At 71.4% G+C, this 22592-nt stretch carries 21 protein-coding genes; 8 read left to right on the top strand and 13 right to left on the bottom strand.

Annotation, left to right across the window (positions count from 1 at the left end; translation table 11 throughout):
- Nucleotides 1–3: 3 nt before the first annotated feature.
- Nucleotides 4–1410 (bottom strand): class I SAM-dependent RNA methyltransferase, encoded by a 1407-nt coding sequence (locus CXQ92_RS00630; protein ID WP_104164363.1) that lies wholly within the window; start codon nucleotides 1408–1410, stop codon nucleotides 4–6.
- Nucleotides 1411–1420: 10 nt separating this feature from the next.
- Nucleotides 1421–3397, bottom strand: a complete 1977-nt coding sequence (locus CXQ92_RS00625) for an APC family permease (RefSeq protein ID WP_104164361.1) — start codon at nucleotides 3395–3397, stop codon at nucleotides 1421–1423.
- A gap of 102 nt (nucleotides 3398–3499) precedes the next feature.
- Here CXQ92_RS00625 and CXQ92_RS00620 point away from each other — a divergent pair, with 102 nt between their 5' ends.
- Both CXQ92_RS00620 and CXQ92_RS00615 read left to right on the top strand, forming a co-directional pair.
- Complete coding sequence (locus CXQ92_RS00620) at nucleotides 3500–4174, top strand: TrkA family potassium uptake protein (protein WP_104164359.1); 675 nt, start codon at nucleotides 3500–3502, stop codon at nucleotides 4172–4174.
- Complete coding sequence (locus CXQ92_RS00615; RefSeq protein WP_104164357.1) at nucleotides 4171–4842, top strand: TrkA family potassium uptake protein; 672 nt, start codon at nucleotides 4171–4173, stop codon at nucleotides 4840–4842. The genes CXQ92_RS00620 and CXQ92_RS00615 overlap by 4 nt, the downstream gene beginning before the upstream one ends.
- A 30-nt stretch (nucleotides 4843–4872) precedes the next feature.
- Here the strand turns inward: CXQ92_RS00615 and CXQ92_RS00610 are convergent, their stop codons facing one another.
- The gene (locus CXQ92_RS00610) at nucleotides 4873–5571 is read right to left on the bottom strand and encodes a YafY family protein (protein WP_104166577.1); all 699 of its coding nucleotides are present in this window, start codon (nucleotides 5569–5571) and stop codon (nucleotides 4873–4875) included.
- 73 nt (nucleotides 5572–5644) lie between these two features.
- Here CXQ92_RS00610 and CXQ92_RS00605 point away from each other — a divergent pair, with 73 nt between their 5' ends.
- Nucleotides 5645–6385 (top strand): alpha/beta fold hydrolase, encoded by a 741-nt coding sequence (locus CXQ92_RS00605; protein WP_104164354.1) that lies wholly within the window; start codon nucleotides 5645–5647, stop codon nucleotides 6383–6385.
- A gap of 46 nt (nucleotides 6386–6431) precedes the next feature.
- Here the strand turns inward: CXQ92_RS00605 and CXQ92_RS00600 are convergent, their stop codons facing one another.
- The 4 genes from CXQ92_RS00600 to dut form a co-directional block, all read right to left on the bottom strand.
- Complete coding sequence (locus CXQ92_RS00600; protein ID WP_104164352.1) at nucleotides 6432–7220, bottom strand: DUF3159 domain-containing protein; 789 nt, start codon at nucleotides 7218–7220, stop codon at nucleotides 6432–6434.
- Nucleotides 7221–7231: 11 nt separating this feature from the next.
- Nucleotides 7232–7576: a hypothetical protein gene (locus CXQ92_RS00595; protein ID WP_258069618.1), complete on the bottom strand. Its 345-nt coding sequence runs from the start codon at nucleotides 7574–7576 to the stop codon at nucleotides 7232–7234.
- A 5-nt stretch (nucleotides 7577–7581) separates the two neighbouring features.
- Nucleotides 7582–8424, bottom strand: a complete 843-nt coding sequence (locus CXQ92_RS00590) for a DUF3710 domain-containing protein (RefSeq protein ID WP_104164350.1) — start codon at nucleotides 8422–8424, stop codon at nucleotides 7582–7584.
- Nucleotides 8425–8501: 77 nt separating this feature from the next.
- A complete protein-coding gene (dut, locus tag CXQ92_RS00585; protein WP_258069617.1) occupies nucleotides 8502–8999 on the bottom strand; it encodes a dUTP diphosphatase in 498 nt (165 codons plus the stop codon).
- A gap of 154 nt (nucleotides 9000–9153) precedes the next feature.
- Here dut and CXQ92_RS00580 point away from each other — a divergent pair, with 154 nt between their 5' ends.
- A complete protein-coding gene (locus CXQ92_RS00580) occupies nucleotides 9154–9630 on the top strand; it encodes a DUF3093 domain-containing protein (RefSeq protein ID WP_104164348.1) in 477 nt (158 codons plus the stop codon).
- A 3-nt stretch (nucleotides 9631–9633) separates the two neighbouring features.
- Here CXQ92_RS00580 and CXQ92_RS00575 read toward each other — a convergent pair whose 3' ends face one another.
- Nucleotides 9634–9939: a DUF4193 domain-containing protein gene (locus tag CXQ92_RS00575; protein WP_104166571.1), complete on the bottom strand. Its 306-nt coding sequence runs from the start codon at nucleotides 9937–9939 to the stop codon at nucleotides 9634–9636.
- A 200-nt stretch (nucleotides 9940–10139) separates the two neighbouring features.
- Here CXQ92_RS00575 and sepH point away from each other — a divergent pair, with 200 nt between their 5' ends.
- Complete coding sequence (sepH, locus tag CXQ92_RS00570; RefSeq protein ID WP_104164346.1) at nucleotides 10140–11510, top strand: septation protein SepH; 1371 nt, start codon at nucleotides 10140–10142, stop codon at nucleotides 11508–11510.
- A gap of 32 nt (nucleotides 11511–11542) precedes the next feature.
- Here the strand turns inward: sepH and CXQ92_RS17720 are convergent, their stop codons facing one another.
- The 5 genes from CXQ92_RS17720 to CXQ92_RS00550 all read right to left on the bottom strand — a co-directional run bounded on the left by CXQ92_RS17720 (nucleotide 11543) and on the right by CXQ92_RS00550 (nucleotide 17220).
- Nucleotides 11543–11704, bottom strand: a complete 162-nt coding sequence (locus CXQ92_RS17720; protein ID WP_146067329.1) for a hypothetical protein — start codon at nucleotides 11702–11704, stop codon at nucleotides 11543–11545.
- A 2-nt stretch (nucleotides 11705–11706) separates the two neighbouring features.
- Nucleotides 11707–12447, bottom strand: a complete 741-nt coding sequence (locus tag CXQ92_RS00565) for a thymidine kinase (protein WP_104164344.1) — start codon at nucleotides 12445–12447, stop codon at nucleotides 11707–11709.
- A complete protein-coding gene (locus CXQ92_RS00560; protein ID WP_104164342.1) occupies nucleotides 12440–13648 on the bottom strand; it encodes an alkaline phosphatase family protein in 1209 nt (402 codons plus the stop codon). Before CXQ92_RS00560 ends, CXQ92_RS00565 begins: the two co-directional genes overlap by 8 nt.
- Nucleotides 13649–13654: 6 nt before the next feature.
- Complete coding sequence (locus CXQ92_RS00555; RefSeq protein ID WP_104164340.1) at nucleotides 13655–14332, bottom strand: DUF5998 family protein; 678 nt, start codon at nucleotides 14330–14332, stop codon at nucleotides 13655–13657.
- A 65-nt stretch (nucleotides 14333–14397) separates the two neighbouring features.
- Complete coding sequence (locus tag CXQ92_RS00550) at nucleotides 14398–17220, bottom strand: bifunctional GNAT family N-acetyltransferase/acetate--CoA ligase family protein (protein ID WP_104164338.1); 2823 nt, start codon at nucleotides 17218–17220, stop codon at nucleotides 14398–14400.
- 120 nt (nucleotides 17221–17340) lie between these two features.
- Here CXQ92_RS00550 and CXQ92_RS00545 point away from each other — a divergent pair, with 120 nt between their 5' ends.
- The 3 genes from CXQ92_RS00545 (at nucleotide 17341) to CXQ92_RS00535 (ending at nucleotide 22569) form a co-directional block, all read left to right on the top strand.
- Nucleotides 17341–19938, top strand: a complete 2598-nt coding sequence (locus tag CXQ92_RS00545; RefSeq protein WP_181033506.1) for a DNA topoisomerase (ATP-hydrolyzing) subunit A — start codon at nucleotides 17341–17343, stop codon at nucleotides 19936–19938.
- A 61-nt stretch (nucleotides 19939–19999) separates the two neighbouring features.
- Complete coding sequence (locus CXQ92_RS00540) at nucleotides 20000–20953, top strand: ABC transporter ATP-binding protein (protein ID WP_104166567.1); 954 nt, start codon at nucleotides 20000–20002, stop codon at nucleotides 20951–20953.
- On the top strand, nucleotides 20950–22569 hold the full coding sequence (locus CXQ92_RS00535) for an ABC transporter permease (protein WP_104164336.1): 1620 nt from the start codon (nucleotides 20950–20952) through the stop codon (nucleotides 22567–22569). Before CXQ92_RS00540 ends, CXQ92_RS00535 begins: the two co-directional genes overlap by 4 nt.
- Nucleotides 22570–22592: the final 23 nt, after the last annotated feature.

The raw sequence follows: 22592 nt of genomic DNA, 5'->3' as shown, positions 1-22592 counted from the left end.
GGCTCAGGCGGGCGGCAGGAGGCGCGCGAACGACTCCATGTGGTGCGTGTGCGGGTACAGATCGAAGACCCGCAGGGCGTCGAGCGACCATCCGGCGGCGAGGAAGTAGCCGAGGTCGCGGGCGAAGGACGCCGGGTCGCAGGAGACGTAGCCGACCACCCTCGGGCGGGCCTGGACGATCTGCCGGACGACCTTCTTGCCGGCCCCGGCGCGCGGCGGGTCGAGCAGGACGCCGTCGAGCGGTTCGTTCCAGCGCCCGAGCACGGTGTCCACCCGTCCCTGCACGATCGAGACGTGGTCCTGGCCGTGGAGGTTGCGTTTCGCGTCGCGGCTCGTGCCCGGTGATCCCTCGACGGACAGCACGCTGCCGTCCGGTCCGACGGCGCGGGCGAGCGGCACGGTGAAGAGACCGGCGCCGGCGTAGAGGTCGGCGAGGCGTTCGCCCGCCGCCGGCTGTAGTCCGTCGAGGACGGCGGAGACCAGGGCCTCGGGCGCTCCACGGTGGATCTGCCAGAAGCCCGCGCCCGTGACGCGGTAGTCGAGGCCGAGCACGCTCTCCTGGAGCCACGTGCGGCCCGTCAGCCGCTGCACCTGCCCCGACTCGGGCTCGAGGACGCCCACGGAGGCGCCGTCGATGGAGGAGGCGACGGCCGCGACGCGACGCGGCGAGGTCGCCGCGGCCGGCACGAGCAGCACGAGCGGCTCGCCCCCGCCGGACGGTACGGCGACGTCGACCCGCTCGATGCCGGTCAGGTCCAGCGTCCACAGGCGGAGATCGTTGACGGCTGCGACCGCGAGGGGCATCTCGCGGACCGGGACGACCTCGTGCGAACGGTGCAGGTGCATGGCGAGCCGCCCGGCGCGGTCGACGGCGAACGCGGCGCGGGTGCGCCAGCCGAGACCGTCGGCCGAATCCCCCGGTGCCGATTCCACGGTCACCGGGCGGTCGACCCTCGCCAGGCGGGACAGCTGCTCCTCGAAGACGGCACCCTTGAGCCGGCGCTGCTCGTCGAGGGCGATGTGCCCGAACTCCGCGCCACCGACCGCCGCGCGCCCCCGGGCCGCGGCCCTCAGGGCGTCCGCGACGGGCCAGGGATGGGTGACCCGGGCGGGTGAGGCCTCGAGCACCTCGACGACGTCCGCGCGCCAGAAGCTCGCGGCGTCGTCCGTCTCCGTGAAGCGGACCCTGACGCGCTCACCCGGCAGGGCGTGCCGGACGAAGACGACGCGACCCTCGTGCCGGGCCACGAAGTGGCCCCCATGCGCGGCCTTCCCTACGGTCAGTTCGGCGGTCAGTTCGGCGGTCGGTTCCGCGGTCGGTTCACCGGTCGCTTCGGCGCCCTCGTCGGCAGCCGGGTCGGGCCGACCTCCGGGCGTCGCGGGATCGGAGGCTGGGGCGGCGTCGCTCATGGGTTTCTTCCTACTTCATGTCCTGATAGATCTGGGCCGCGTCGGAGGACGCGAGCTGCCACGGCACGCTGGCGACCATCACCCCGGGCACGAAGTGCAGCCGCGCCTTGATGCGCAGGGCGGTCTGGTTGTGCACCAGCTGCTCCCACCACTTTCCCACCACGTACTCGGGGATGTAGACCACGATCAGGTCGCGGGGCGAGTCCCTGCGGATCGAACGGATGTACTCGAGGATCGGGGAGATGGTGTCCCGGTAGGGCGAGGCGAGCACGGTGATCGGCACCGGGATCTCGTACTTGTCCCAGTCCGCGAGGGTACGGCGTGTCTGGTCGGCGTCGACGTCGACCGTGATGGCGTCGAGCCGTGAGGGCCGGGAGGCACGGGCGAAGGCCAGGGCCCGCAGCACCGGCTTCCGCACGTGGGAGACGAGGATCACGGCGTGGACCCGCGAGGGCAGGGCGCGCAGACGGACGGCGTCGTCGATCGCGAGTTCCGCCGCCACGGCGTCGTAGTGCTTCTTGATGGCACGCATGAGGACGAACAGGACCGCCATGGCGAGCACCGCGATCCAGGCCCCGTATTCGAACTTGGTGACGAGGACCACCACGAGGACCGCCGCCGTGAGGCCGAAGCCGAGCGTGTTGATGGCTCGGGACTTGTGGATGGTCCAACGGTTCTGCTTGCCCACGGTGCTGCGGAGCGCCCTGTTCCAGTGCCGGATGAGCCCCAGCTGGCCGGCGGTGAAGGAGACGAACACGCCGACGATGTACAGCTGCACCAGGGCGGTGACGTCGGCCCGGAACACGAGGATGAGGACGACGGCGCCGAGTCCGAGCGCGATGATGCCGTTGCTGAAGGTCAGGCGGTCCCCCCTGGTCCGCAGCTGCCGCGGGAGGTAGCCGTCCGTGGCGAGGATGGACGCCAGGACGGGGAAGGCATTGAAGGCCGCGTGGCCCGCGAGCATCAGCATGAGCGCCGTCGCGGCGACGACCAGGTAGAAGGCCGGCGAGCCGGCGTCGAAGACGGTGCGGGCGAGCTGGCTGACCACGGGCGCCTGGATGTAGCCCTCCGGGACCGGCCCGCCGTCGAGCAGCAGCTGTGCTGCGGGGTTCTGCACCACGTGCACGCGCGCGGCGTTGGCGAGGTAGATGACGCCCGCGAGCATCGCGGAGGACATCAGGCCGAGGACCAGGAGCGTCGTCGCCGCATTGCGTGAGCGCGGCTTCTCGAAGCGCGGCACGTTGGAGCCCGGGCCTTCGAGCCCGGTCAGGGCGGCAGCTCCCGCGGAGAACGCCCGGAGGATCAGGAGGCCGCCCGCGAGACCCACCAGGCCGGCGTCGAACGCGGCATCCGGGACGATCTCGAAGCGCGCGCTCGGGGCCTCCGCCAGGGTCCCGGTGAGCGCCTGTACGGCGCCCGTGACACACAGGGCGAGGATCCCGGTCAGGAAGCCGTACGTGACGACGGCGCGCGCGCGGACGCCCCGCGTGATGCCGCGCAGGTTCAGCAGCACGAGCACCGCGACGCCGGCGACGGCGAGGCTCACGCGCACGTCCTCCAGCGCCGGGGCGAGCGAGACGACGTACTGCGCAGCCGCCGAGACGGACACGGCGACGGTGAGCAGGTAGTCGATCATCAGCGCCGAGGCCACCGTGGTGCCCGCCCGGGGTCCGAGGTTCCGTTTCGCGATCTCGTAGTCGCCGCCGCCGGAGGGATAGGCGTGGACCGCCTGCCGGTAGGAGGCGACGACGACGAGCAGGACGGCGATGACGGCGAGGCCCACCCACGGCGAGATGGCGACGGAGGCCACCCCCGCGAGGGCGAGTGTCAGGAGGATCTCGTCCGGCGCGTAGGCGACCGACGACAGCGCGCTGGCCGAGAACACGGGCAGGGCGAGGCGCTTCGGCAGGCTCCTGTTCCTCAGCCTGTCGCTGGCGAAGGGCTTGCCCACCAGCACCCGCTTGACGGCCTCGAGAAATGTCAGCACAGCCCAAACACTAGCGCGTCCGGGCGTCCGCCCAGCCACTAGGCTTGGTGCTGGTACGGCAGGGAACGGCAGGATCTACACCAAGAATCAGGGGTGCCCTCGGTGGCTCATTTTGTGATCATGGGTTGTGGCAGGGTGGGCGTCAGCCTCGCCCACACACTCGACGAATCGGGCCACTCGGTAGCGATCATCGACCAGGACGACCGCGCGTTCCGCCGCCTCCGCTCGTCCTTCGGCGGCCGCAAGGTCACGGGTGTCGGCTTCGACCGGGAGACCCTGAAGTACGCCGAGATCCAGGACGCCTACGCCTTCGCGGCCGTGTCCAGCGGCGACAACTCGAACATCCTCGCCACCCGGGTGGCGCGCGAGACGTTCCACGTCCCGCACGTGGTGGCGCGCATCTACGACCCGGGACGTGCGGAGATCTACCAGCGCCTCGGCATCCCCACGGTCGCCGCCGTGCGCTGGAGCGCCGATCAGGTGCTCCGCCGGATCCTGCCCGAGCAGACCATCAACGGCGACTTCCGCGAGACCTCCGGCCGCCTGATCCTCGCCGAACTCGCGCTGAGCGACGCATGGCTGGGGCGGTCGCTGAGGAGCATCGAGGCCGCGAGCGGCGTGCGGATCGCGTACCTCACGCGGTTCGGCGAGGGCATCCTGCCCACCGGTGAGACGAGTTACCAGCAGGGCGACATCCTGCACGCCATGATGAAGACCACCGCGACGGGCGAGATCGGGCGCATCCTCGCCGCCGCACCGAAGGAGGAGAACCAATGAGGGTCGTCATCGCGGGGGCAGGGAGCGTCGGCTCGTCGATCGCACGGGAGCTGCTCGGCAACAAGCACGAGATCCTGCTCATCGACGAGAAGCCCGAGGCGATCGGCCGGAGCGGGCTCAAGGGTGCGAAGTGGCTGATCGGGGACGCGTGCGAGCTCACGACGCTCAAGGATGCGCGGCTCGACGAGGCCGACGTGGTGGTGTCCGCGACCGGTGACGACAAGGTCAACCTCGTGGTGTCGCTGCTCGCCAAGAGCGAGTTCGGGGTGGGGCGCACGGTCGGGCGGGTGAACAACCCGAAGAACGACTGGATGTTCGACGACTCCTGGGGAGTGGACGTGGCCGTCAACACGCCCCGGCTCATGACGGCCCTCGTGGAGGAGGCCGTGGAGATCGGCGATCTGGTGCGCCTGCTGACGCTGCAGACCGGGGTGTCCTCGATCGTGGAGTTCACCGTCCCCCAGGATTCCCCCCTCATCGGCGAGACGATCGGCTCCCTCGACCTCCCGCAGGACTGCGCCGCCGTCGCCATCCTGCGCGACGACTCCCCCATCACGCCCAGCCCGGACGACCTGGTGGAGGGTGGCGACGAACTGTTCTTCCTCGCGGCCATCGCGGCGGAGGACGAACTCCGGGTGGCACTCTCCGCCCGGAACGACGACGACTAGCTGTCCCGGCCGGAGCGTCGATCGAGTGGCTCACCCGTCCCGACCATGCACCGGTCTGGCGTTCGCCGGGGGTTCTCCGACCTCGTGGAGGGTATGGCCGCCGCAGGCCGTCCTGGTCACGTCGGCCCGCTCGATGCGCGACACGGTGAACCATCGCATCGCGTTGCGCAGTCGGCACCACCCGACGAGGTACCACTGGCCGTTCGTGGAGGCGAACAGCACGGGTTCGACGTCGCGGATGGTCGTGGTCCCGTCTCCCGATGTGTAGCGGAGACGGATGACCCGCTGCTCGGCCATCCCCTCCTCCAGTGCCGACCTGATGGTGCGCGAGGAGGAGGGCATGGCGTCGACCCAGACGCGGCCGGCCAGCTCGTCGGCTCGTGCTCGGGTCCTGGGATCGAGGACGTCCAGGATCTTCCGGATCCCGGCTGCCGCCAGATCGGCGTAGGGGGCGTCGGGTGCGGCGGACACGGCCGCCATGAGCGCCACGGCCTGCGCCGGGGACAGGCTGACAGGCGGCAGGGAGGCGCCTGCGGCCAATCCGTAGCCACCGCCCGGACCCGGGCGCGACCATACGGGCGCGCCGCTGTTCCCGAGCGCAGCGAGGTCTCTCTTGACCGTGCGCACGGACACGCCGAACTCTCCCGCCAGCCGCTCGGCGGAGCAACCCCGTGATCCGTTACGGCGCAGCATCTCGGACAGGGCATGGAGTCGTTCTGCTCGCTTCACCGACCCACCCACCACATATTCATGCCATAAACAGTGACATACACCTGCCCGTAGCGCCCACGAGGATGTCGACATGACAACTACCACGAGCAGTCCGACCATTCTTCTCATCCCGGGTCACTGGCTGGGTGCCTGGGCGTGGGATGACGTCCTCGAACACCTGGGGACCGACCACTCCCGTGCAGTCGCGATGACGCTGCCCGGTCTCGATGGGGACGATCCCGAGCGTGCGGTGAGGACTCTCGACGATCAAGCCGCAGCGGTCCTGGACGTCCTTGCCGGCCTCGAGGTCTCCGAGGATCAGCCGGCGACCATCGTCGCTCACAGTGGGGCGAATGCCCCCGTCAGTCTCGTCCTCGACCGGCACCCCGAGCTCGTCCACCGGGTGGTGTGGGTCGATTCCGGCCCTGTGGCGACGGGAAGCGTCTCCGCCCCGGACCTCCCTGAGGGGTTGGAGGAGCTTCCGCTGCCGCCCCTCGACGTCCTCGCACAGCAGGCGAGCCTCGAGGGCCTGAGCGCGGAGGTCCTCGAGCATTTCCGGGCCCGGGCCGTCCCCGAGCCCGGCCCCGTGCTTCGTCAGCCCGTCGAGCTCACGAACGATGCCCGCCGCAAGGTCCGGACCACCCTGGTGTGCTGCTCGATCCCGAGCGCGCAGGTGCTGGAGCTGGCCCGTACAGGCCATGTCATGTTCGCCGAAGTCGCGACCATCGAGCACCTCGACGTCATCGACCTCCCGACGGGGCACTGGCCCATGTGGAGCCGTCCCCGCGAGCTCGCCGAGGCGATCCGGTCGGAGGCCTCCCGAACCGGCTGAACTGCACGTACGACCTGAGAGGGCCGGCCGCATCCGGTGAGTACGGCTACCCGACGGCGGACGGTCCGGCGGCGGCGGCCGGGCGGGGGCGCGAGACCAGCCACGCGAGCCAGAGGCCGAGCGCGTACAGCGGCAGGCCCATGGCGACGCGCATCGATCCCAGCGCGGCGATGTTCCCGGCCAGGTAGAGCGGCACCTGGACGGCCAGGCGCAGCGCCAGCACCGCCACGATGATCCAGGTGGCGACCGCGTAGGCGCGGACGCGTGCGGGGTCCTTCCGCCATTCGATGCCCTCGTTGCGGATGAAGCCGAAGAGCAGCCCGGCGAAGGGCCACCGGAACAGCACGGAGGCGGTCAGCGCGATGATGTAGCCGCCGTTGATGAAGAAGCCCGGGAGGAAGAAATCCTCCGCGTTGCCGGTGCGCTGTGCCACGACGGCGCAGAACGCCACACCGATGAGTCCCGCGAGGGCCTGCGTCAGCGGGGTCCTCGAGACGAGCCGGAGGACGGCGAAGACGGCGGAGACCGCCAGCGCCGCGACGAGCGAGACCGTGAGGTCCCTCGTCAGGGTGAAGAGGACGGTGAAGACCAGCCCGGGGGCGATGCTCTCGGCGAGTCCCTGGATCCCTCCGATCGAGGAGAGGACGTCGATCTGGCCGGAATCGGAGCGCTTCACCCCGGACTTCGCGGCGTACTGCAGGGCGAGGTCCGCCGCCGTCGGCCCGGCCTGCGGGCCTCCCGGCCGGTCCTCGACCGGGCCGGCTTCGCCGTCCGGCAGGATCTCCTGGTCCGCGGGCCGCCGGGGGGCGTCGGGGTCCTCGATGGGGTGGCTCATGTCGGGGTTCCTCATCCGTTCTCGTCCGGGCGGCCGATGATCTCGTAGCGGGGGTTGTACACGGTGGGCGTGCCGTCCACCGTGGTGAGCATCCCCTCGAACCGCAGGGCGACTCCTGCCTCGACGCCCGGCACGCGCCGCTGACCCATCCAGATGATCCGGACGGCCACCCGCGCGCCGTTCCGGTCGATCCTGACGAGGACGCTGAAGGAGGGAGCGGCCATGACGGGTGCGATGGTGAGGCTGGTCACCACACCGTGGGCCTTGATCCTGCCACGCTGCGGCAACGCGGCGGCGGGTGCGGGAGAACGCCCCGCCAGGTCGGCGGGACCTGACCCTGACGGCAGCGCCTGCATGACGGTCAGCGGATCTCGGTGATCTCGGGACCGCGCTCGAGCGGATTCAGATCGGGACGCGCAGGAGCGGGGGGAGCGGCCGGAGCCCCTGCCGAGGCGTCCTTGGGCAGCCTGAGCTGCAGCAGTTCGCGCGGCGGGAGGGGGTGGTCGCCGCGGACCACGACGACGCCGCGGAAGAGCTGCTCCATGGGTGCAGCGGCGGTCGGCTCGAGGGCTGCGGGTCCTCCGAAGACTCCCCGCAGGAACCAGCGCGGGCCGTTGATGCCCACGAACCGTGCAACCCGGTAGCCTGCCTGGCCGTCGGGTGTCTGCGCGGGGAGCTTGGCGAAGAGTTCGGTGCCGAGCCTGCCCGGCCGTTCCTCGACCGTGCCGCCCTGGGATCCCACCGACGCGCCGATCTGCTCGCGGATCTCGTCCCACAGGCCTTCCGTCTTCGGCGCCGCGAAGGCCTGCAGCTGGAGGGTGGATCCCCCGAGGTCCAGGGTCACGGCGATGACGCGCTTGCTGCGCTCCTCGACCTCGAGGCGCAGCTGCAGCCCCTCGGCCGCGTTGATCCGCAGGGCGCCGAGGTCGATGTAGCCGTGCGCGGTGTCCTGCTCAGAGAGGTCGAAGGGCCCGAGGGTGGTGCGGTCGTAGTCCGCACTGGACACGAGCGCGGCGGCCTGCGGGATCCCGGGTGCGGACGCTGCGTCGTCAGCGGGCACCACCGCCTCAGCGGAAGGGGCGGTCCCGGCCGTCGCGGCCGTCTCCTCCGGCGCAGCCGGCGCGGCCGTGCCGTCGTGGTCCTGGTGCTCCGACGCGTCGGCGGCGTCGTCCTGCTTCTTCTTCCTGGGGCGCCCAAAAGCCATGTCCGGGTTCCTTTCCTGGTGACGTGGTCGAGGTGGTGACATCTTCGGTGGTCGCTGCTGCGACGCGGGGTGGGGCGTCAGCCGCCGGCGGGCGTCGCGACGCCCGCCGGCGGGGCGGGAGTCCCGAAGCCTCCGGTCGAGCCGAAGCCCCCGGCGCCCCGGGCGCTGTCGGGCAACTGGTCGACGACGGCGAACACGGCACGCTCCACACGCTGGATGACCAGCTGGGCGATCCTGTCGCCGCGCGAGAGGCGGACGGCGTCCTGCCGGTCGGTGTTGAGGAGGCAGACCTTGATCTCTCCGCGGTAGCCGGCATCGACGGTTCCCGGGGCGTTCACGATCGTCAGCCCGTGCCGGGCTGCGAGCCCCGACCTCGGGTGCACCAGGCCCACGTAGCCCGGCGGGAGCGCCATCGCGACCCCCGTGGGGACGAGCGCCCGTTCGCCCGGCGCGAGGACGAGGTCGACGGCGGAGCGCAGGTCCGCGCCCGCATCGCCGTCGGTGGCGTACGCGGGGGGCTCGAGGCCATCGTCGAGCATCAAGATCTGGACCGGGAGGTCCTGCTGTGTACCCATGAACTGCATCTCCAACGCGAGCTATCCGGTGACCAGCACCCCACTTTAGCCCCTTTGCCCGAGCCCCACCTGACAGTGGCGGGACCCTCCGTGGGCCGCACCTGTCAGGTGGGGCGGGGATGAGACGGGGGCCAAAGGGTGGAATGCTGGTGTCATGTCCAGCGCGCCCGGGGAAGCACCCCAGAACACACCCGACCAGACCGTCCTCTACGACGAGCGCCTGTGGCCCTCACCCTGGATCTGGCTGATCGCGGCAGGGTTCTCCGCGGCGACGATCATCATGTTCGCGCCCATCTCGATGGTCGTCGGCTACGCGGTCGCCGTCGTCGTCGCGATCATCATCTTCACCCTGCTCATCCTGTCCACGCCGCGGATCACGGTCACCCCGACCACGCTGTCGGTGGGCCGGGCGACCATCGAGCGGCAGTACCTCGGGACGGTGGACTGGTACGGCGGCGAGGACGCGACCTACCAGCGCGGCCCGGGCCTGCACGGCCTCGCCTACCTGTGCATCAGGGGCTGGATCTCGCCGGTCGTGAAGATCGAGGTCACGGATCCCGAGGACCGCACTCCCTACTGGCTCGCGTCCTCCCGAACGCCCGAGCGCCTCGTCGCCGCCCTCGACGGCTGAGGCTCAGCCCTCACAGTCCACGCAGTACAACTGCCCGCCCCGGTCCAGGGCGATCTGCGAGCGGTGCCGGACGAGGAAGCAGGAGGCGCACGTGAACTCGTCGGCCTGGGCCGCGAGGATCTGCACGGAGATCTCCTCGCTGGAGAGGTCGGCGCCGGGCAGGTCGAAGGAATCGGCGGCCTCGAGTTCGTCGTCGTCGATCACCGCCGTCTGCAGCGTCGCGCCGGTGCCGAGCGCCTCGAGTCGGTCGCTGCGGGTGTCGCCGTCGTCGTCCACCGTCGTTCTCGGCGCGTCGTAGTCTGTCGCCATATCCGCCTTCTCACGCTCCATACCGTCCGGATTCTGTCCGGCCATCCGCGGGTCGTCTGCCCACGGCTGCCATAACGCTACTGCCTCCCCATTTGTGCCCGCTGCCGCGCTGCGGCCCGCCACGCCTGATCACGTAGTAGGAATGGCCGCCATTCAGTGGCACAGTTTCATCTAGGAATCATTGTCGGCTGGAGGAATTGATGCAGGAGTTACGCCTGGTGGGTGTCCATGAGGACGGCGGACATCTGCTGTTGAGCGGCGAGGAGGGCACGTCCTACCGGCTGCCCATCGACGACGCGCTGCGCCGTGCGACCACCCCGGCCGACGCTCCGGCCCCGGCGCGGGATGCGTCGCCGAAGGAGACCCGGACGAAGCCGCCGAAAGCCCCGGTCCACCTGACCCCCCGTGACATCCAGGCCCGTATCCGGATGGGTGCGACGGCGGAGCAGGTCGCCGCCGAATCGGACCTCGACCTCGCCCACGTGCAGCGCTACGAAGGTCCTGTACGCGCCGAGCGCGACTACCTCGCCTACCTCGCGCAGCGCGTGGAGGTCGCCTCGCCGCTTCCGAGCCATGACGGCTACCGGTCCGCCTTCGGCGACGACCCCGCCCTCCTCGGCGACATGGTCGCCTACCGGGTCCAGAGCTACGGGGTGGACCCGGCGTCGCTCGAATGGGACTCATGGCGGCGACAGGACGGGACCTGGCACGTGGAGGCGTCGTTCGAGCTGCCCGAGGGCTCGACCGTCGACCTGGGTGAGCAACCGCCCGCGCAGTGGACCTACAACCCCACCCGCAAGACGGTCGTCAACGGCAACCGGTGGGCGCAGGTGCTCAGCGAGCTCGAACCCCTCGACGGTCCGCTCCCCGCCCGGCGACTCAGCGCCGTGGCGGATCGCGTGTTCGACTTCGAGGCCGAGAAGGCCGACGAGGCACCCGAACCCACCCCCGCCGACCAGGACGGCCTGCTGGACGTCCTCCGCTCGCGCCGCGGCCAGCGCCTCGGCGCGGACGAGGACGGCGACGACGCCCTCGCGGAGCTCCTCACCCGAGGCGGCATCCCGGCCGCCCATCCGAGGGTCGACGACGGGACCGAGGACACCGGGACCAGCGGCACCGGGACGGACGAGGCCGGCGCCCACCAGGACGGGTCGACGGAACGGGACGCGGCAGCCCCCGGGCTCGCGCTCGCGCCGCGCTTCGGGGACGACGACGTGCTCGCCGGAGACGCCGGGTCCGAGGAGGGGACGGCCCAGCACGAGGACGGGACACCGCGGCTCTACGACGGAGTCAGCACGGACACCCGCGAGATCAGCATCTTCGCGCAGCCCTCACGCCGGGATCAGCCGCCGGCCGGAACCGGTCCCGACGGCAGCGGCCGGGCTGCCCGCCCTGGGGGCCGGGACGTGCCCAGGGGTGCGGGCAAGGGCACCGGCAGGGACGCTGCCGCGGAATCGAGCAAGGACACCGGCAAGGACGGGGCGGAGGTCGCGGCCGAACGCCGGGTCAAGCCCAAGCGCTCGAGCGTGCCGAGCTGGGACGACATCGTGTTCGGGCGCAAGAACGACTGACCCTCCCCCGCCGGCCCGGCCGAGTGTCCCGGTCAGGCGCGCCGACGGCGGGTGATCGCGACGCCGACGACCACCCCGGCCAGTGCCCAGAAGGCGCCGGCCCCGACTCCGGCCAGAGGGATCCAGAACGGGACCCGGAGCGTGTCGGCGTCGTGGTATTGCCTGTGCTCTGCATGATCGTCTGTATGTGGCATGGTCAGATTCTGCCAGATTCATGCTCCCGTGCCTCGAAGGGCAGCGGAACCTCGTTGGAGTAGAGCGACGGCGAGGTCCTGGAGGTCTGGCGGCGCATGTGGTGCCGTCGGCACAGCGTCTCGTACCCGACCACGGGCTCGCGGTCCCGTCCGCCGGACAGCGGATGGTCCTCGGGACGCCGCAGGAGCGCCGGGGCGTCGTCGTCGATCGGCTGGTCCACGTCGCCGACCACCATCTGGTCCCCCTCGACGACCATGACGCCGTCCACCGTCCGGGCGTTGTGGGTGGCCCTCCTGCCGCACCAGCACAGCGCCTCGACCTGCAGCACCTGCACGCGGTCCGCGAGTTCGATCAGGCGCTGCGACCCGGGGAAGAGCCGCGTGCGGAAGTCCGAGGTGATCCCGAAGGCGAAGACGTCGATGTCCATCTCGTCCACGACGCGCGCCAACTGGTCGATCTGGTCGATGGTGTAGAACTGGGCCTCGTCGCAGATCACGTAGTCGATCCGCGCGCCCATGGTCTGCCGCAGGGTGAGTTCGGTCCAGAAGTCGGTGTCCGGGAAGACCTCGACGGCCGGCACCCGGAGCCCGAGGCGGCTGGAGATCATGGACTCCCCCGCCCGGTCGTGGGAGGTGAAGAGCACCCCCCGGCGGCCGCGGGCCTTGTGGTTGTGGTCCATCTGCAGCGCGAGGGTCGACTTCCCGCAGTCCATGGTGCCCGAGAAGAACAGGAGCTCAGCCACGGCGGACCCCCTTGCCGCGGCTCCCCCTGGGGCGGCCGGGACCGGCGGGCGTCGCCAGGGTGATGAGGGGGATGTCGCGCTCGGCCCGCGTGAGGGAGCCGTGCTGTCCCACCAGCTCGAATGCGGTCGGCTGCACGCGCCGCCCGTCGATGAGGGCGATCCCCTCCCGTGCCAGCACGAGCAGGTCGCCGATGCGCGGCAGCACGTCCTCGCGCACGGGCCCGAAGTAGCCTCCGGCGACGGCCTCGTCCCGCGTCAGGACCCAGGCCCGGGACCCGAAGGCTTCGTGCCAGCGCAGTGCCAGGGCGTCCCGCTCCCCGGCGGGGAGGTCCGGGTCGAGGTAGAGGTGGAGCATCCGCGGCTCGCCGCCCGTGTGGGCGACGCCCTCGAGGAGGTCCGGTTGCTCGGAGAAGTCGATCCGCTGCGGTGCCGCGATGTCCACCATGCCGTGGTCCGCCGTCAGGAGCAGGAGGGTGTCCGACGGCACGCGGCGGGCCAGGAGCTTCAGGGCGGCGTCGAGATCCTCGAGCGCCCGCAGCCAGTGCTGGGAGTCGACGCCCCATCGGTGACCGGCCTTGTCGAGGTCGTTGACGTAGAAGTACATCAGCATGGTCGGCGCCGCTGCCAGCCGGACGGCGGCGGCGTCGATCTGCGCGTGGATGGTGCTCGCCCCGGCGAAGGCGCCGCCGCGCAGTGCCGCGCGCGTCATGGGCGAGTCCTCGAAGCGGGGGTGGCTCACGGTGACGACGGGGACGTGCGCGGACACCCTCTCGAAGACCGTCGGGTGCGGCTGCCAGGCGAGCGGATCGACGGCGTCGTCCCACCGGCCGAGCATGTTGACCACGGTGTCCTGCGCGGGATCGAGGACGTCGTAGCCCACCAGGCCGTGCTGGCCCGGGGCGAGGCCGGTACCCAGGCTGGCCAGCGATGCCGCCGTCGTCGAGGGGAAGGCGGAGGAGAGGATCCGCGCCGACGCGAGGCTCTCCCGCAGGAACGGGGCATGCGCCGCGTATCTGCGCAGCAGCGCCATGCCGAGCCCGTCCACCATGACGACGGCGATACGCCGCGCGTCGGGCAGGCCGAGGGAGTTGGTGAAGCCGTCCACGCCGAGCGCGGCGGCCGAGCTGGTCATCACCTCGGCCACCGTGGACGCGCCGTAGGCAGGCGGGGCGGGAAGGGGCTCCCTGTGGAGGAAAGGCATCAAGCGCTACCGCTGGTGGTGCGGCCTGTTGAACCGCGCGCCGAAGCCGGGCTGCCGGCGCGGCGTCACGTCCGGGGCGGCGACGTACCCGCCCGATACGGGGCTCGCCGTGTTGACCTTGCGCAGCGCCCGGGCGAACCCCTTGGCGTTCTGCACCGCCTGCGCACCGTCCGCCTCGGCACTGACGCGCAGGACGATGTCCTCCTGCGCCATCGTCCCCGTGAGGCCGTGGTCGGCGTCGCACTGCGGGTCCCCGCAGCTGGCGGGGCCGATGTCCAGGCGCTGCCCGCCGGACCAGGCGATGGCGAGGGTCATCTCGCGGACCTGGTCGGTGGGCTTGTAGTCCTGCGGCTGCGCGTAGAGGTAGCTGAGGACCACGGAGCGGATCTGGCTGACGGGGACGGACTCCGTGGAGATCTGCGCCATGACCTGCTCGCCGGCGTCGTCGAGCTGCTGGTCGTCCACGTGCGTGATGACCAGCATGTCCTCGGTGAGGACCAGGACCGTGATGTGGCGGTGTACCTCGGTCCGTTCGAAGTGCGTCTCGAGGTGCGCGACGTGCGAGAGCGGCTCCCGGCCGTCGAGGGCGTCATGGACGACGTCGGCCACGAGCCGGGGATAGAAGCCTGCCCGCTCGAGCGATGCATCGAGGTCGCGCCACTGTACGGAAAGCGATGGGGTCATATCCCCAGTTTCCCCCACCGGCCCGCTTCCTGCCTAACCAACCCGCGCACGCGGCACGGGCGCCGTCAGTCGCGCATCGCACGCCGTGCGCTGTCGGTGCGGCGCTGCGGATTGCCGACGTCGATCGCGGCACTGAGCACCGAGAGGCCGGACGCGGCGACGAGCACGGGGTTGAACTCGAGCCGGGCGATCTCCGGGTGGTTGTCCTTCAGCAGTGCCACGCGCGCCACGAGGTCCTCGATGGCCGCGACATCGGCGGGAGGCAGGCCCTGGTAGCCGAAGAGCTTGCGGGACGCCCGCGGGGCGCGCACCAGGTCCGCGATGTCGCCGGTACTGAGGGGCGGGACGGCGTGGGCCCAGTCGTCGAGCAGGTTGACGGCGTCGCCCGCCAGACCGAAGGAGATCACCGGGCCCATGAGCGGATCCTCGATGGCGCGGAGGCTGCACGCCTGACCGGAGGGAGCCATGGACTGCACCTCCATGCCGAAGCTGCCGAACGGGGCGAGCACCTTCTCCATCAGGGTGATGTTCCTGCGCAGCGACTCGGCGTCGTCGATGTTCAGCCGGACGCCGCCGAGGTCGAGGCGGTGGCGCAGGTTCTCGTCCATGGTCTTCAGCGCCACCGGCCAGCCGAGGCGTCCGGCAGCCTCGACCGCTTCGTCGGCGGAGGAGAAGCGGGCGGACGGCTGGAGGTGCATGCCGTAACAGCCCATCAGCGCGGCGCTCTCCCCGGCGGTGAGCCTCGTGAGTTCGACGTCGGCCACCCTGGCCCGCACGCCCGCCAGGACCCGCGTCGCGGCGTCGACGTCGACGCCGTCGGGATCCACGAACTCCCCGTGGTCGCGGGAGCGCCAGTGCGCGTACCGGACCACGGCGCCGAGCGCGGCCAGGGCCGCTCCCGGACTGGGGAAGCAGGGCAGTCCGCGCTGCAGGGGCAGCGCGCGCCCGGTGTCGGTGGTGGCCTGCCCGGCGGGGGCCGGCGCGGCGGGCGCCCGGACGGGACCGGGGTCGGGAGGCGCCGCGGATGCATCGGCTGCGGCGGGGGCAGCGGGGGGTGCGGGCGCGTCGCCGGACGACGGCGCGGCCACCAGCCCGTCGAGCTGGACCCCGGCATCGAGGATGCCCGTGAAGGACGCGATGACGGGCTTGCCCGCGGCCTCGGCGCACCGCTGCAGGCACGCGGCCACGGCCTCGGCGGTGAGCCCGCGGGCGGGCAGCGTGGTGACGATCGCCGTGTGCACGGCGTCGTCGCGCAGTGCATCCGCCACGGCCGCGGTGAGGGCGGGCAGGGCGACCGACTGCCCCGTGTCGAGCAGCAGCCCGGTCTCCAGCCGCGCGACGGTCATGCCCTGCGACACGACGCCGTCGGCCACCACCTTGCCGAGGGCGGACGAGTTGCTGAACACCGCCACGCCCGGGCCCTGCGGCAGGGGCTGGCTCGCGACGATCTGGGCGATGTCCATGAGCTGCTCCGTCGTCTCGACGCGCATCACCCCGGACTGCCGGAGCATGGAGTCGAGGGCGCCGGGGGGCGCCTGGCTGGTGCGGACGGCGTGGCCCGGGGGGAGCTGCAGGCCCGTGACGTCGCTCTTCGCGACGATCACGGGTTTGGTCCGGGCCAGGCGGCGGGCGATCCGCGAGAACTTCCTCGGGTTGCCGATCGATTCGAAGTACAGGCCGACGGCGCGGGTGGTCGGGTCGTCCTCCCAGAACTGCATGGCGTCGTTGCCCGAGACGTCGGCGCGGTTCCCGGCGGAGATCACCGAGGAGACGCCGAGCCCGCGCCGGTACGCGCTGGCGTAGAGGAGCACGCCGAGGCCTGCGGACTGGCTGAAGAGGGACAGCGCCCCGCGCATCGGCAGCCCGGGCGCCATCGAGGCATTGAGCCGGATCGCGGGATCCGTGTTCACGAGGCCCAGCGACGCCGGCCCGACCACGCGCATGCCCTGCGCCCTGGCCTTGTGCACGAGGGCGCGCTGCCGCGCCAGGCCGTCGCCGTCGTCCTCCCCGTAGCCGGCGGTGGCGACGAGCAGGCCCTTGACCCCGGCACGCCCGCACTCGTCGACGACGGCCTCGACCTGGTCCTGCGGTACGGCGACGACCGCGAGGTCCACGGGTTCCGGGACCTCGGCGAGCGAGGCGTGGGAGACCATGCCGTGCAGCTCGAAGGCCTCGGGGTTGACGGCGTACACGCGCCCGGTGAAACCGCCGTCCACCAGGTGGTCGAGCAGCGCGTAGCCCACGGTCCCCCACTCGCGGCTGGCACCGATCACGGCCACGGACGACGGCGTCAGGAGTTCCGCCATGCTCCTCGCCTCCGCGCGGTGCTCACGGGCCTCCATCACCGCCTGGGACTTCCGGGTAGGGTCGATGTCGAAGCTGAGCATCACGACGCCGTCGTCGAAGTGCCGCTCCACCTCGTAGCCGGCCTCGGCGAAGACCGTAATCATCTTCCGGTTCTCGGGCAGGACCTCCGCGGAGAACCGCCCGATGCCGTTCTCGCGGGCGGCGGCGGCGAGGTGCTCGAGCAGGATGGAGCCGACGCCGCGCCCCTGGTGGTGGTCGGAGACGTTGAACGCCACCTCGGCCTCGAGCGGGTCGTCGAGCCGGTCGTAGCGGCCGATCCCGATGATGTCCCCGCCCCGCGTGATGACGAACGCGACGCGGTCCCGGTGGTCCACCTCGGTGAAGCGCCGGAGCTCCTTGGCGCTGAGCCTGGCCTTGTAGGTGAAGAACCGCAGGTAGATGGAGTTCTGCGACTGGCGGACGTGGAACGCCTGGACGGCGTCGGCGTCGGAGGGTGAGATGGGCCTCAGATGGGCCGTCCCGCCGTCGCGCAGGACGACATCAGCTTCCCAGTATTCGGGGTATTGTCCGTCTGCCACCATAGACTCAGGGTAGTCGGCATCCCCCGGGCCGGGCCGGGACCGCGGTCGGAACCGTCCCCGGGTCGCGGATGCCACTCGACCACCCCGAACCGTACCCCTGAGTTGTTGAGGAACCGCCACGTGGCCAGGCGCCAGAACTCCGCACCGCCGGAGAATTTCACCGAGAAGATCATCGACATCGACGTCGAGACCGAGATGGAGGATTCCTTCCTGGAGTACGCGTACTCCGTGATCTACTCGCGTGCACTCCCCGACGCCCGCGACGGCCTGAAGCCCGTCCAGCGGCGCATCCTCTACATGATGACCGACATGGGCCTGCGCCCGGACCGCGGGCATGTGAAGTCCGCCCGCGTGGTGGGCGAGGTGATGGGCAAGCTCCACCCGCACGGCGACAGCGCCATCTACGACGCCATGGTGCGCATGGCCCAGGACTTCTCCCTCCGCCTGCCGCTGATCGACGGGCACGGCAACTTCGGCTCGCTCGACGACGGCCCGGCGGCCGCCCGGTACACGGAGGCGCGCCTGGCGGCCCCCGCCCTGACGCTGACCGACCACCTCGACGAGGACGTCGTCGACTTCGTCCCGAACTACGACAACCAGCTCACCCAGCCGGAGGTGCTCCCCGCCGCCTTCCCGAACCTCCTGGTCAACGGTGCCAGCGGCATCGCCGTCGGCATGGCGACGAACATGCCGCCGCACAACCTCGGCGAGGTCGTCGCGGCAGCACGCCACCTCATCGCGCACCCGGAGGCCTCGCTCGAGGACCTCATGCGCTTCGTGCCCGGACCGGACCTCCCGAGCGGCGGGAAGATCGTGGGGCTCGACGGCGTGCGGGACGCCTACGCGACGGGACGCGGCTCCTTCAAGACCCGCGCCACGGTGAAGGTGGAGCAGCTCTCCGCCCGCCGGACCGGCCTCGTGGTCACCGAACTCCCCTACACCGTGGGGCCGGAGAAGGTGATCGAGAAGATCAAGGACGCCGTCACCGCGAAGAAGCTCCAGGGCATCTCCGACATCGTCGACCTCACGGACCGCAAGCACGGCCTGCGCCTCGTGATCGAGCTGAAGAACGGCTTCAACCCGAACGCGGTCCTCGCGCAGCTGTACCGCTTCACGCCGATGGAGGACTCCTTCGGCATCAACAACGTGGCCCTCGTGGACGGGCAGCCCCGCACGCTCGGACTGCTGGAGCTCCTGCAGGTCTACATCACCCATCGGATCCTCGTGGTCCGCCGCCGCACCTCCTACCGGCTGCAGCGCAAGCGCGACCGCCTGCACCTCGTGGAGGGCCTGCTCGTCGCGATCGTGGACATCGACGAGGTCATCCAGATCATCCGCTCCTCGGACGAGACCTCCGCCGCGCGGGAGCGCCTGATGTCCATCTACGACCTCTCCGAGGTCCAGGCGAACCACATCCTCGAGCTGCGGCTGCGCCAGCTCACCAAGTACTCGCGCATCGAGCTCGAGAAGGAGCAGGACCAGCTCCGCCTCGAGATCGCCGAGCTGGACGCCGTCCTCGGGTCGGAGGAACGGCTCCGCACCCTGGTCTCCGACGAGCTCGCCGCGCTGTCGGACCAGTTCGCCACACCCCGGCGCACCGTCCTGCTGGAGTCCGAGGCGGCCGCCCCGCTGAAGGGCTCCACCCTCCCGGCGCCCGCTGCCAGGGGTGCGAAGGCGCTGATGCCGCTCGAGATCGCCGACGATCCCTGCTGGGTCCTCCTCTCGGCGTCCGGCCAGCTCGCCCGTACCTCCGATCGGCAGCCCTTCGGGGACGGGCAGCGGATCAAGCACGACGCCTTCCGGTCCGTCCTCGCCTCCACGGCGCGCGGCGAGGTGGGTGCCGTGACCTCGGCCGGCCGGATGATCCGCCTCCAGGTCATGGACATGCCCGCCCTGCCGCCCACGGCCGGCGTGCCGAACCTCGCGGGCGGAGTGCCGTCGTCGGAGTTCATCACGCTGGAGCGCGGCGAGAGCCTCGTGGGGCTCGCCCCACTGGGGGCGGTGGTCGCCCTCGGCACCGCGCAGGGCGTGGTGAAGCGCGTGCAGCCCGACTACCCGCTGAACCGCGACGACTGGGGCATCATCTCGCTCAAGCCGAAGGACAAAGTGGTGGGAATCGCTGCGGCCTCCGATGCCGACGACCTCGTCTTCATCACCCGCCTGGCCCAGCTCCTTCGGTTCCCGGCCTCGGTCGTGCGGCCGCAGGGCCGGACGGCCGGCGGGGTGGCCGGCATCAAGCTCGCGGCCGGCGACGCCGTCCTGCACTTCGGGGCGGTGTCCCACGGGGACGGGCAGGGCGTGGTGGTGACGGTGGCCGCGGCGGGCGACGCGCTGCCCGGGACGGCTGCGGGCTCGGCGAAGGTCACCGAGTTCTCCGAGTATCCCGTCAAGGGCCGTGCCACCGCCGGTGTGCGCGCGCACCGCTTCCTCCGAGGCGAGGAGTCGCTCTCCCTGGCATGGGCGGGCCATGGCCCCGCGCGTGCCGCCTCCGCCAACGGCGTGGCCCGCGCCCTGCCCACCGAACACGGGCGGCGCGACGGTTCCGGTGTCCCCCTCACCCAGCAGATCGACGCCGTCGGACCGAACCTGGTGGGTCTCATCGAGGCGACGCGGCCGGCGGTGCCGGAGGTCGGTGGACCGACGGCCGCGGCGTCGCAGCCCGGCGATCCGGCACGGGACGCACTCCCGGACGACGACGCCCAGGGCACGCTGCTCTAGGGCCGGCCACCGGGCCCGAGGACCGTTCCCAAGGTTTCGCAGCGGGCGTATGCTCCCCTGCATGGCCAGCGTCCTTTCGGCCCGTGATCTCGCCAAGTACTACGGTCGGGTGCATGCACTCGACGGGCTGGACCTTGACGTCGGAGAGGGCCGGATCCACGGTTTCCTCGGGCCCAACGGTGCCGGGAAGTCCACGACGATCCGCGTCCTGCTCGGCCTGGCCCGCGCGACGTCGGGCACCGTCGAGGTCTTCGGCGCCGACCCCTGGCGTGAGGCCGCCTCCCTGCACCGCCGGATCGCGTCCGTCCCCGGCGATGTCAGTGTCTGGCCGAACCTGTCCGGCGGGGAGACGATCGACTTCCTCTCCCGCCTGCGCGGCGTCCGACGCCACGAGCGCGGGTACCGCCTCGAGCGGGAGCGGCTGATGGCGGCCTTCCTCTTCGACCCGCGCAAGAAGGGCCGGGCCTATTCCAAAGGCAACCGCCAGAAGCTGGCGCTGATCGCGGCCTTCGCGGTGCCCGCCGAGCTCTACATCCTCGACGAACCGACCAGCGGCCTGGACCCCCTGATGGCGATGGTGTTCCAGCACGAGATCACCCGGGTGCGGGAGGGCGGCGCCACCGTCCTGCTCTCGAGCCATGTCCTCTCCGAGGTCGAGCAGCTGTGCGACGTCGTGAGCATCGTGCGTGCCGGGAAGGTCGTGGAGTCCGGCACCCTCGCCGACCTGCGCCACCTCACCCGTACCGAGGTCTCCTTCGCGGCAGCGGACGCCTCGCCGCTCGAGTCCATCCCGGACACCCACGATGTGCGGTTGGAGCACGGACGGGCCCGGTTCACCGTCGACAGCGACCACGTCTCCTCGGTGCTGCCGGCGCTCACGGCACTGCAGGTCGAGGGGCTCCGCATCGAACCACCCTCCCTGGAGGAGCTGTTCCTCCGGCACTACGGCGACGACATAGCCCCGACCGGTCAGGACGGGACCGTTCGCGAGCGGCACAGGACAGCGGCCCGATGACGACGTTCCCGGCGCTCCTCGGCCAGCGAGTGCGGCGCGACGGGGTGCAGTTGCTGCTGTGGACGGCCGGCACCGCCCTGCTGGCCTACCTGACGAAGGTGAGTGTCGCGCAGGCGTACGGCACCGAGGAGGCTCGCGCCTCGATCCTGGCGGTGGTCATGGCCAATCCCGTGATCCTGCTCTTCCGTGGACTGCCGTCGGGAGCCGGCGAGGGCGCCTTCATGCTCTTCCTGATCTTCCCGTTCCTGGCGCTCCTCGCAGCCCTGATGAGCTCGTTCCTCGCCGTGCGGCACACACGCGGCGACGAGGAGACCGGGCGCGCCGAACTGGTGGCAGCCACCCGGGCCGGACGCCGGGCGCCGCTCGGTGCCACGCTGACCCACGGCATCCTCGCCAATGTCGTGCTGGCGGCCCTCAGTGCCGTCGCACTGACCGCCGCCGGACTCGGGGTCCGGGGCTCGGTCGTGTCCGGCCTGGGCGCCGGCGCCGTGGGGCTGACCTTCCTCGGTGTGGGTCTCGTCTCCGCCCAGCTCATGAGGACGTCGTCGGGCGCGAACTCCCTGGCCGTCTGGGTCCTGATGGTCTCGTTCCTGACAGCCGGGGTCGGCAACGCCCTCGGCACGCCGAGCAACGATCTGCAGCGCATCGAGAGCTCCTGGCTGACCTGGCTGTCACCGTTCGGGTGGGGAGAGCAGACCCGGCCGTTCGCCGAGGACAACCTGTGGCCGATCCTCTGGTGTGCAGCACTCGGGATGGTGCTGGCCGGCGTCGCGGTCGCCCTGCATTCGGTCCGTGACCTCGGCGGGAGCTTCGTCCCCGAGCGGCGGGGCAGGCGCAGCGCCCCCGCGACGCTGTCGACCCCGCTCGGTCTCGTCGCGCATCAGACCCGGGCCTCGATCCTCGGGTGGGGTGTCGGGGGCCTGGTCACGGGGATCCTCGCAACCACCCTCGCCGCGGTGATCCGTGACATCGGGACGGACAACCCCGCCGTCGAGCAGGTCATCCGCTCGATAGCCGGCGGCGCGGACGTTGAACAGGGCACGGTCGTCGTCTTCTTCACGATGCTGGGCATCCTCGCCGCGTGCTGCGCCGTACAGACGGTCTGCAGGGCACGCCAGGAGGAGACGCGCGGCACGGCGGAGCTGGTGCTGAGCACCCCGGTGGACCGCGTCCGGTGGCTCGCGAGTTTCCTCGTCATCGCCTTCGTCGGCATCCTGGTGGTGATCGGGGCGGCCCTGGCGGGCGCCGCGGCGGGCCTCGCCTCCCGCGACGGCGACTGGGCGCTGCTGGGTGATGTGGCCATCACCGGTGCGGGGCAGATCGCCGCGGCCTCGGTGTTCCTCGTCGTCACGGCGGTGATCTTCGTCGTCGCCCCGCGGCTGACCATCCCGCTCGGGTGGGCGCTCGTGCTGGTCAGCATGATGCTCGGGCTGTTCGGGCCCCTGTTCGGCTTCCCGGACTGGGTGGTCCAGCTGTCACCCATGGGCGTCACGCCCACGGTGACGGGCGACGGCGTCGATGTCGAGGGCCTGTGGTGGCTGGTCGCGGCCGTCGCGGCGGGCGGCGTTCTGGCGCTGGGTCTCATGCGCCGCCGGGACCTCGCCCCGGCGGGCTGAACGGACCGACGATCATGCACGAC

It is taken from the genome of Arthrobacter sp. SX1312 (genome assembly GCF_002929295.1).
Lineage (GTDB): Bacteria > Actinomycetota > Actinomycetes > Actinomycetales > Micrococcaceae > Arthrobacter_D.
Note: the sequence above shows the minus strand (reverse complement) of the source record. Positions and strands in the feature narration are given on the sequence as shown.

Coding starts and splice junctions, on each gene's coding strand:
- CXQ92_RS00630 (WP_104164363.1), bottom strand. CDS start 1,410: ATGAGCGACGCCGCCCCAGCCTCCGATCCCGCGACGCCCGGAGGTCGG.
- CXQ92_RS00615 (WP_104164357.1), top strand. CDS start 4,171: ATGAGGGTCGTCATCGCGGGGGCAGGGAGCGTCGGCTCGTCGATCGCA.
- CXQ92_RS00605 (WP_104164354.1), top strand. CDS start 5,645: ATGACAACTACCACGAGCAGTCCGACCATTCTTCTCATCCCGGGTCAC.
- CXQ92_RS00600 (WP_104164352.1), bottom strand. CDS start 7,220: ATGAGCCACCCCATCGAGGACCCCGACGCCCCCCGGCGGCCCGCGGAC.
- CXQ92_RS00595 (WP_258069618.1), bottom strand. CDS start 7,576: ATGCAGGCGCTGCCGTCAGGGTCAGGTCCCGCCGACCTGGCGGGGCGT.
- CXQ92_RS00590 (WP_104164350.1), bottom strand. CDS start 8,424: ATGGCTTTTGGGCGCCCCAGGAAGAAGAAGCAGGACGACGCCGCCGAC.
- dut (WP_258069617.1), bottom strand. CDS start 8,999: ATGGGTACACAGCAGGACCTCCCGGTCCAGATCTTGATGCTCGACGAT.
- CXQ92_RS00580 (WP_104164348.1), top strand. CDS start 9,154: ATGTCCAGCGCGCCCGGGGAAGCACCCCAGAACACACCCGACCAGACC.
- CXQ92_RS00575 (WP_104166571.1), bottom strand. CDS start 9,939: ATGGCGACAGACTACGACGCGCCGAGAACGACGGTGGACGACGACGGC.
- sepH (WP_104164346.1), top strand. CDS start 10,140: ATGCAGGAGTTACGCCTGGTGGGTGTCCATGAGGACGGCGGACATCTG.
- CXQ92_RS17720 (WP_146067329.1), bottom strand. CDS start 11,704: ATGCCACATACAGACGATCATGCAGAGCACAGGCAATACCACGACGCC.
- CXQ92_RS00560 (WP_104164342.1), bottom strand. CDS start 13,648: ATGCCTTTCCTCCACAGGGAGCCCCTTCCCGCCCCGCCTGCCTACGGC.
- CXQ92_RS00555 (WP_104164340.1), bottom strand. CDS start 14,332: ATGACCCCATCGCTTTCCGTACAGTGGCGCGACCTCGATGCATCGCTC.
- CXQ92_RS00550 (WP_104164338.1), bottom strand. CDS start 17,220: ATGGTGGCAGACGGACAATACCCCGAATACTGGGAAGCTGATGTCGTC.
- CXQ92_RS00540 (WP_104166567.1), top strand. CDS start 20,000: ATGGCCAGCGTCCTTTCGGCCCGTGATCTCGCCAAGTACTACGGTCGG.
- CXQ92_RS00535 (WP_104164336.1), top strand. CDS start 20,950: ATGACGACGTTCCCGGCGCTCCTCGGCCAGCGAGTGCGGCGCGACGGG.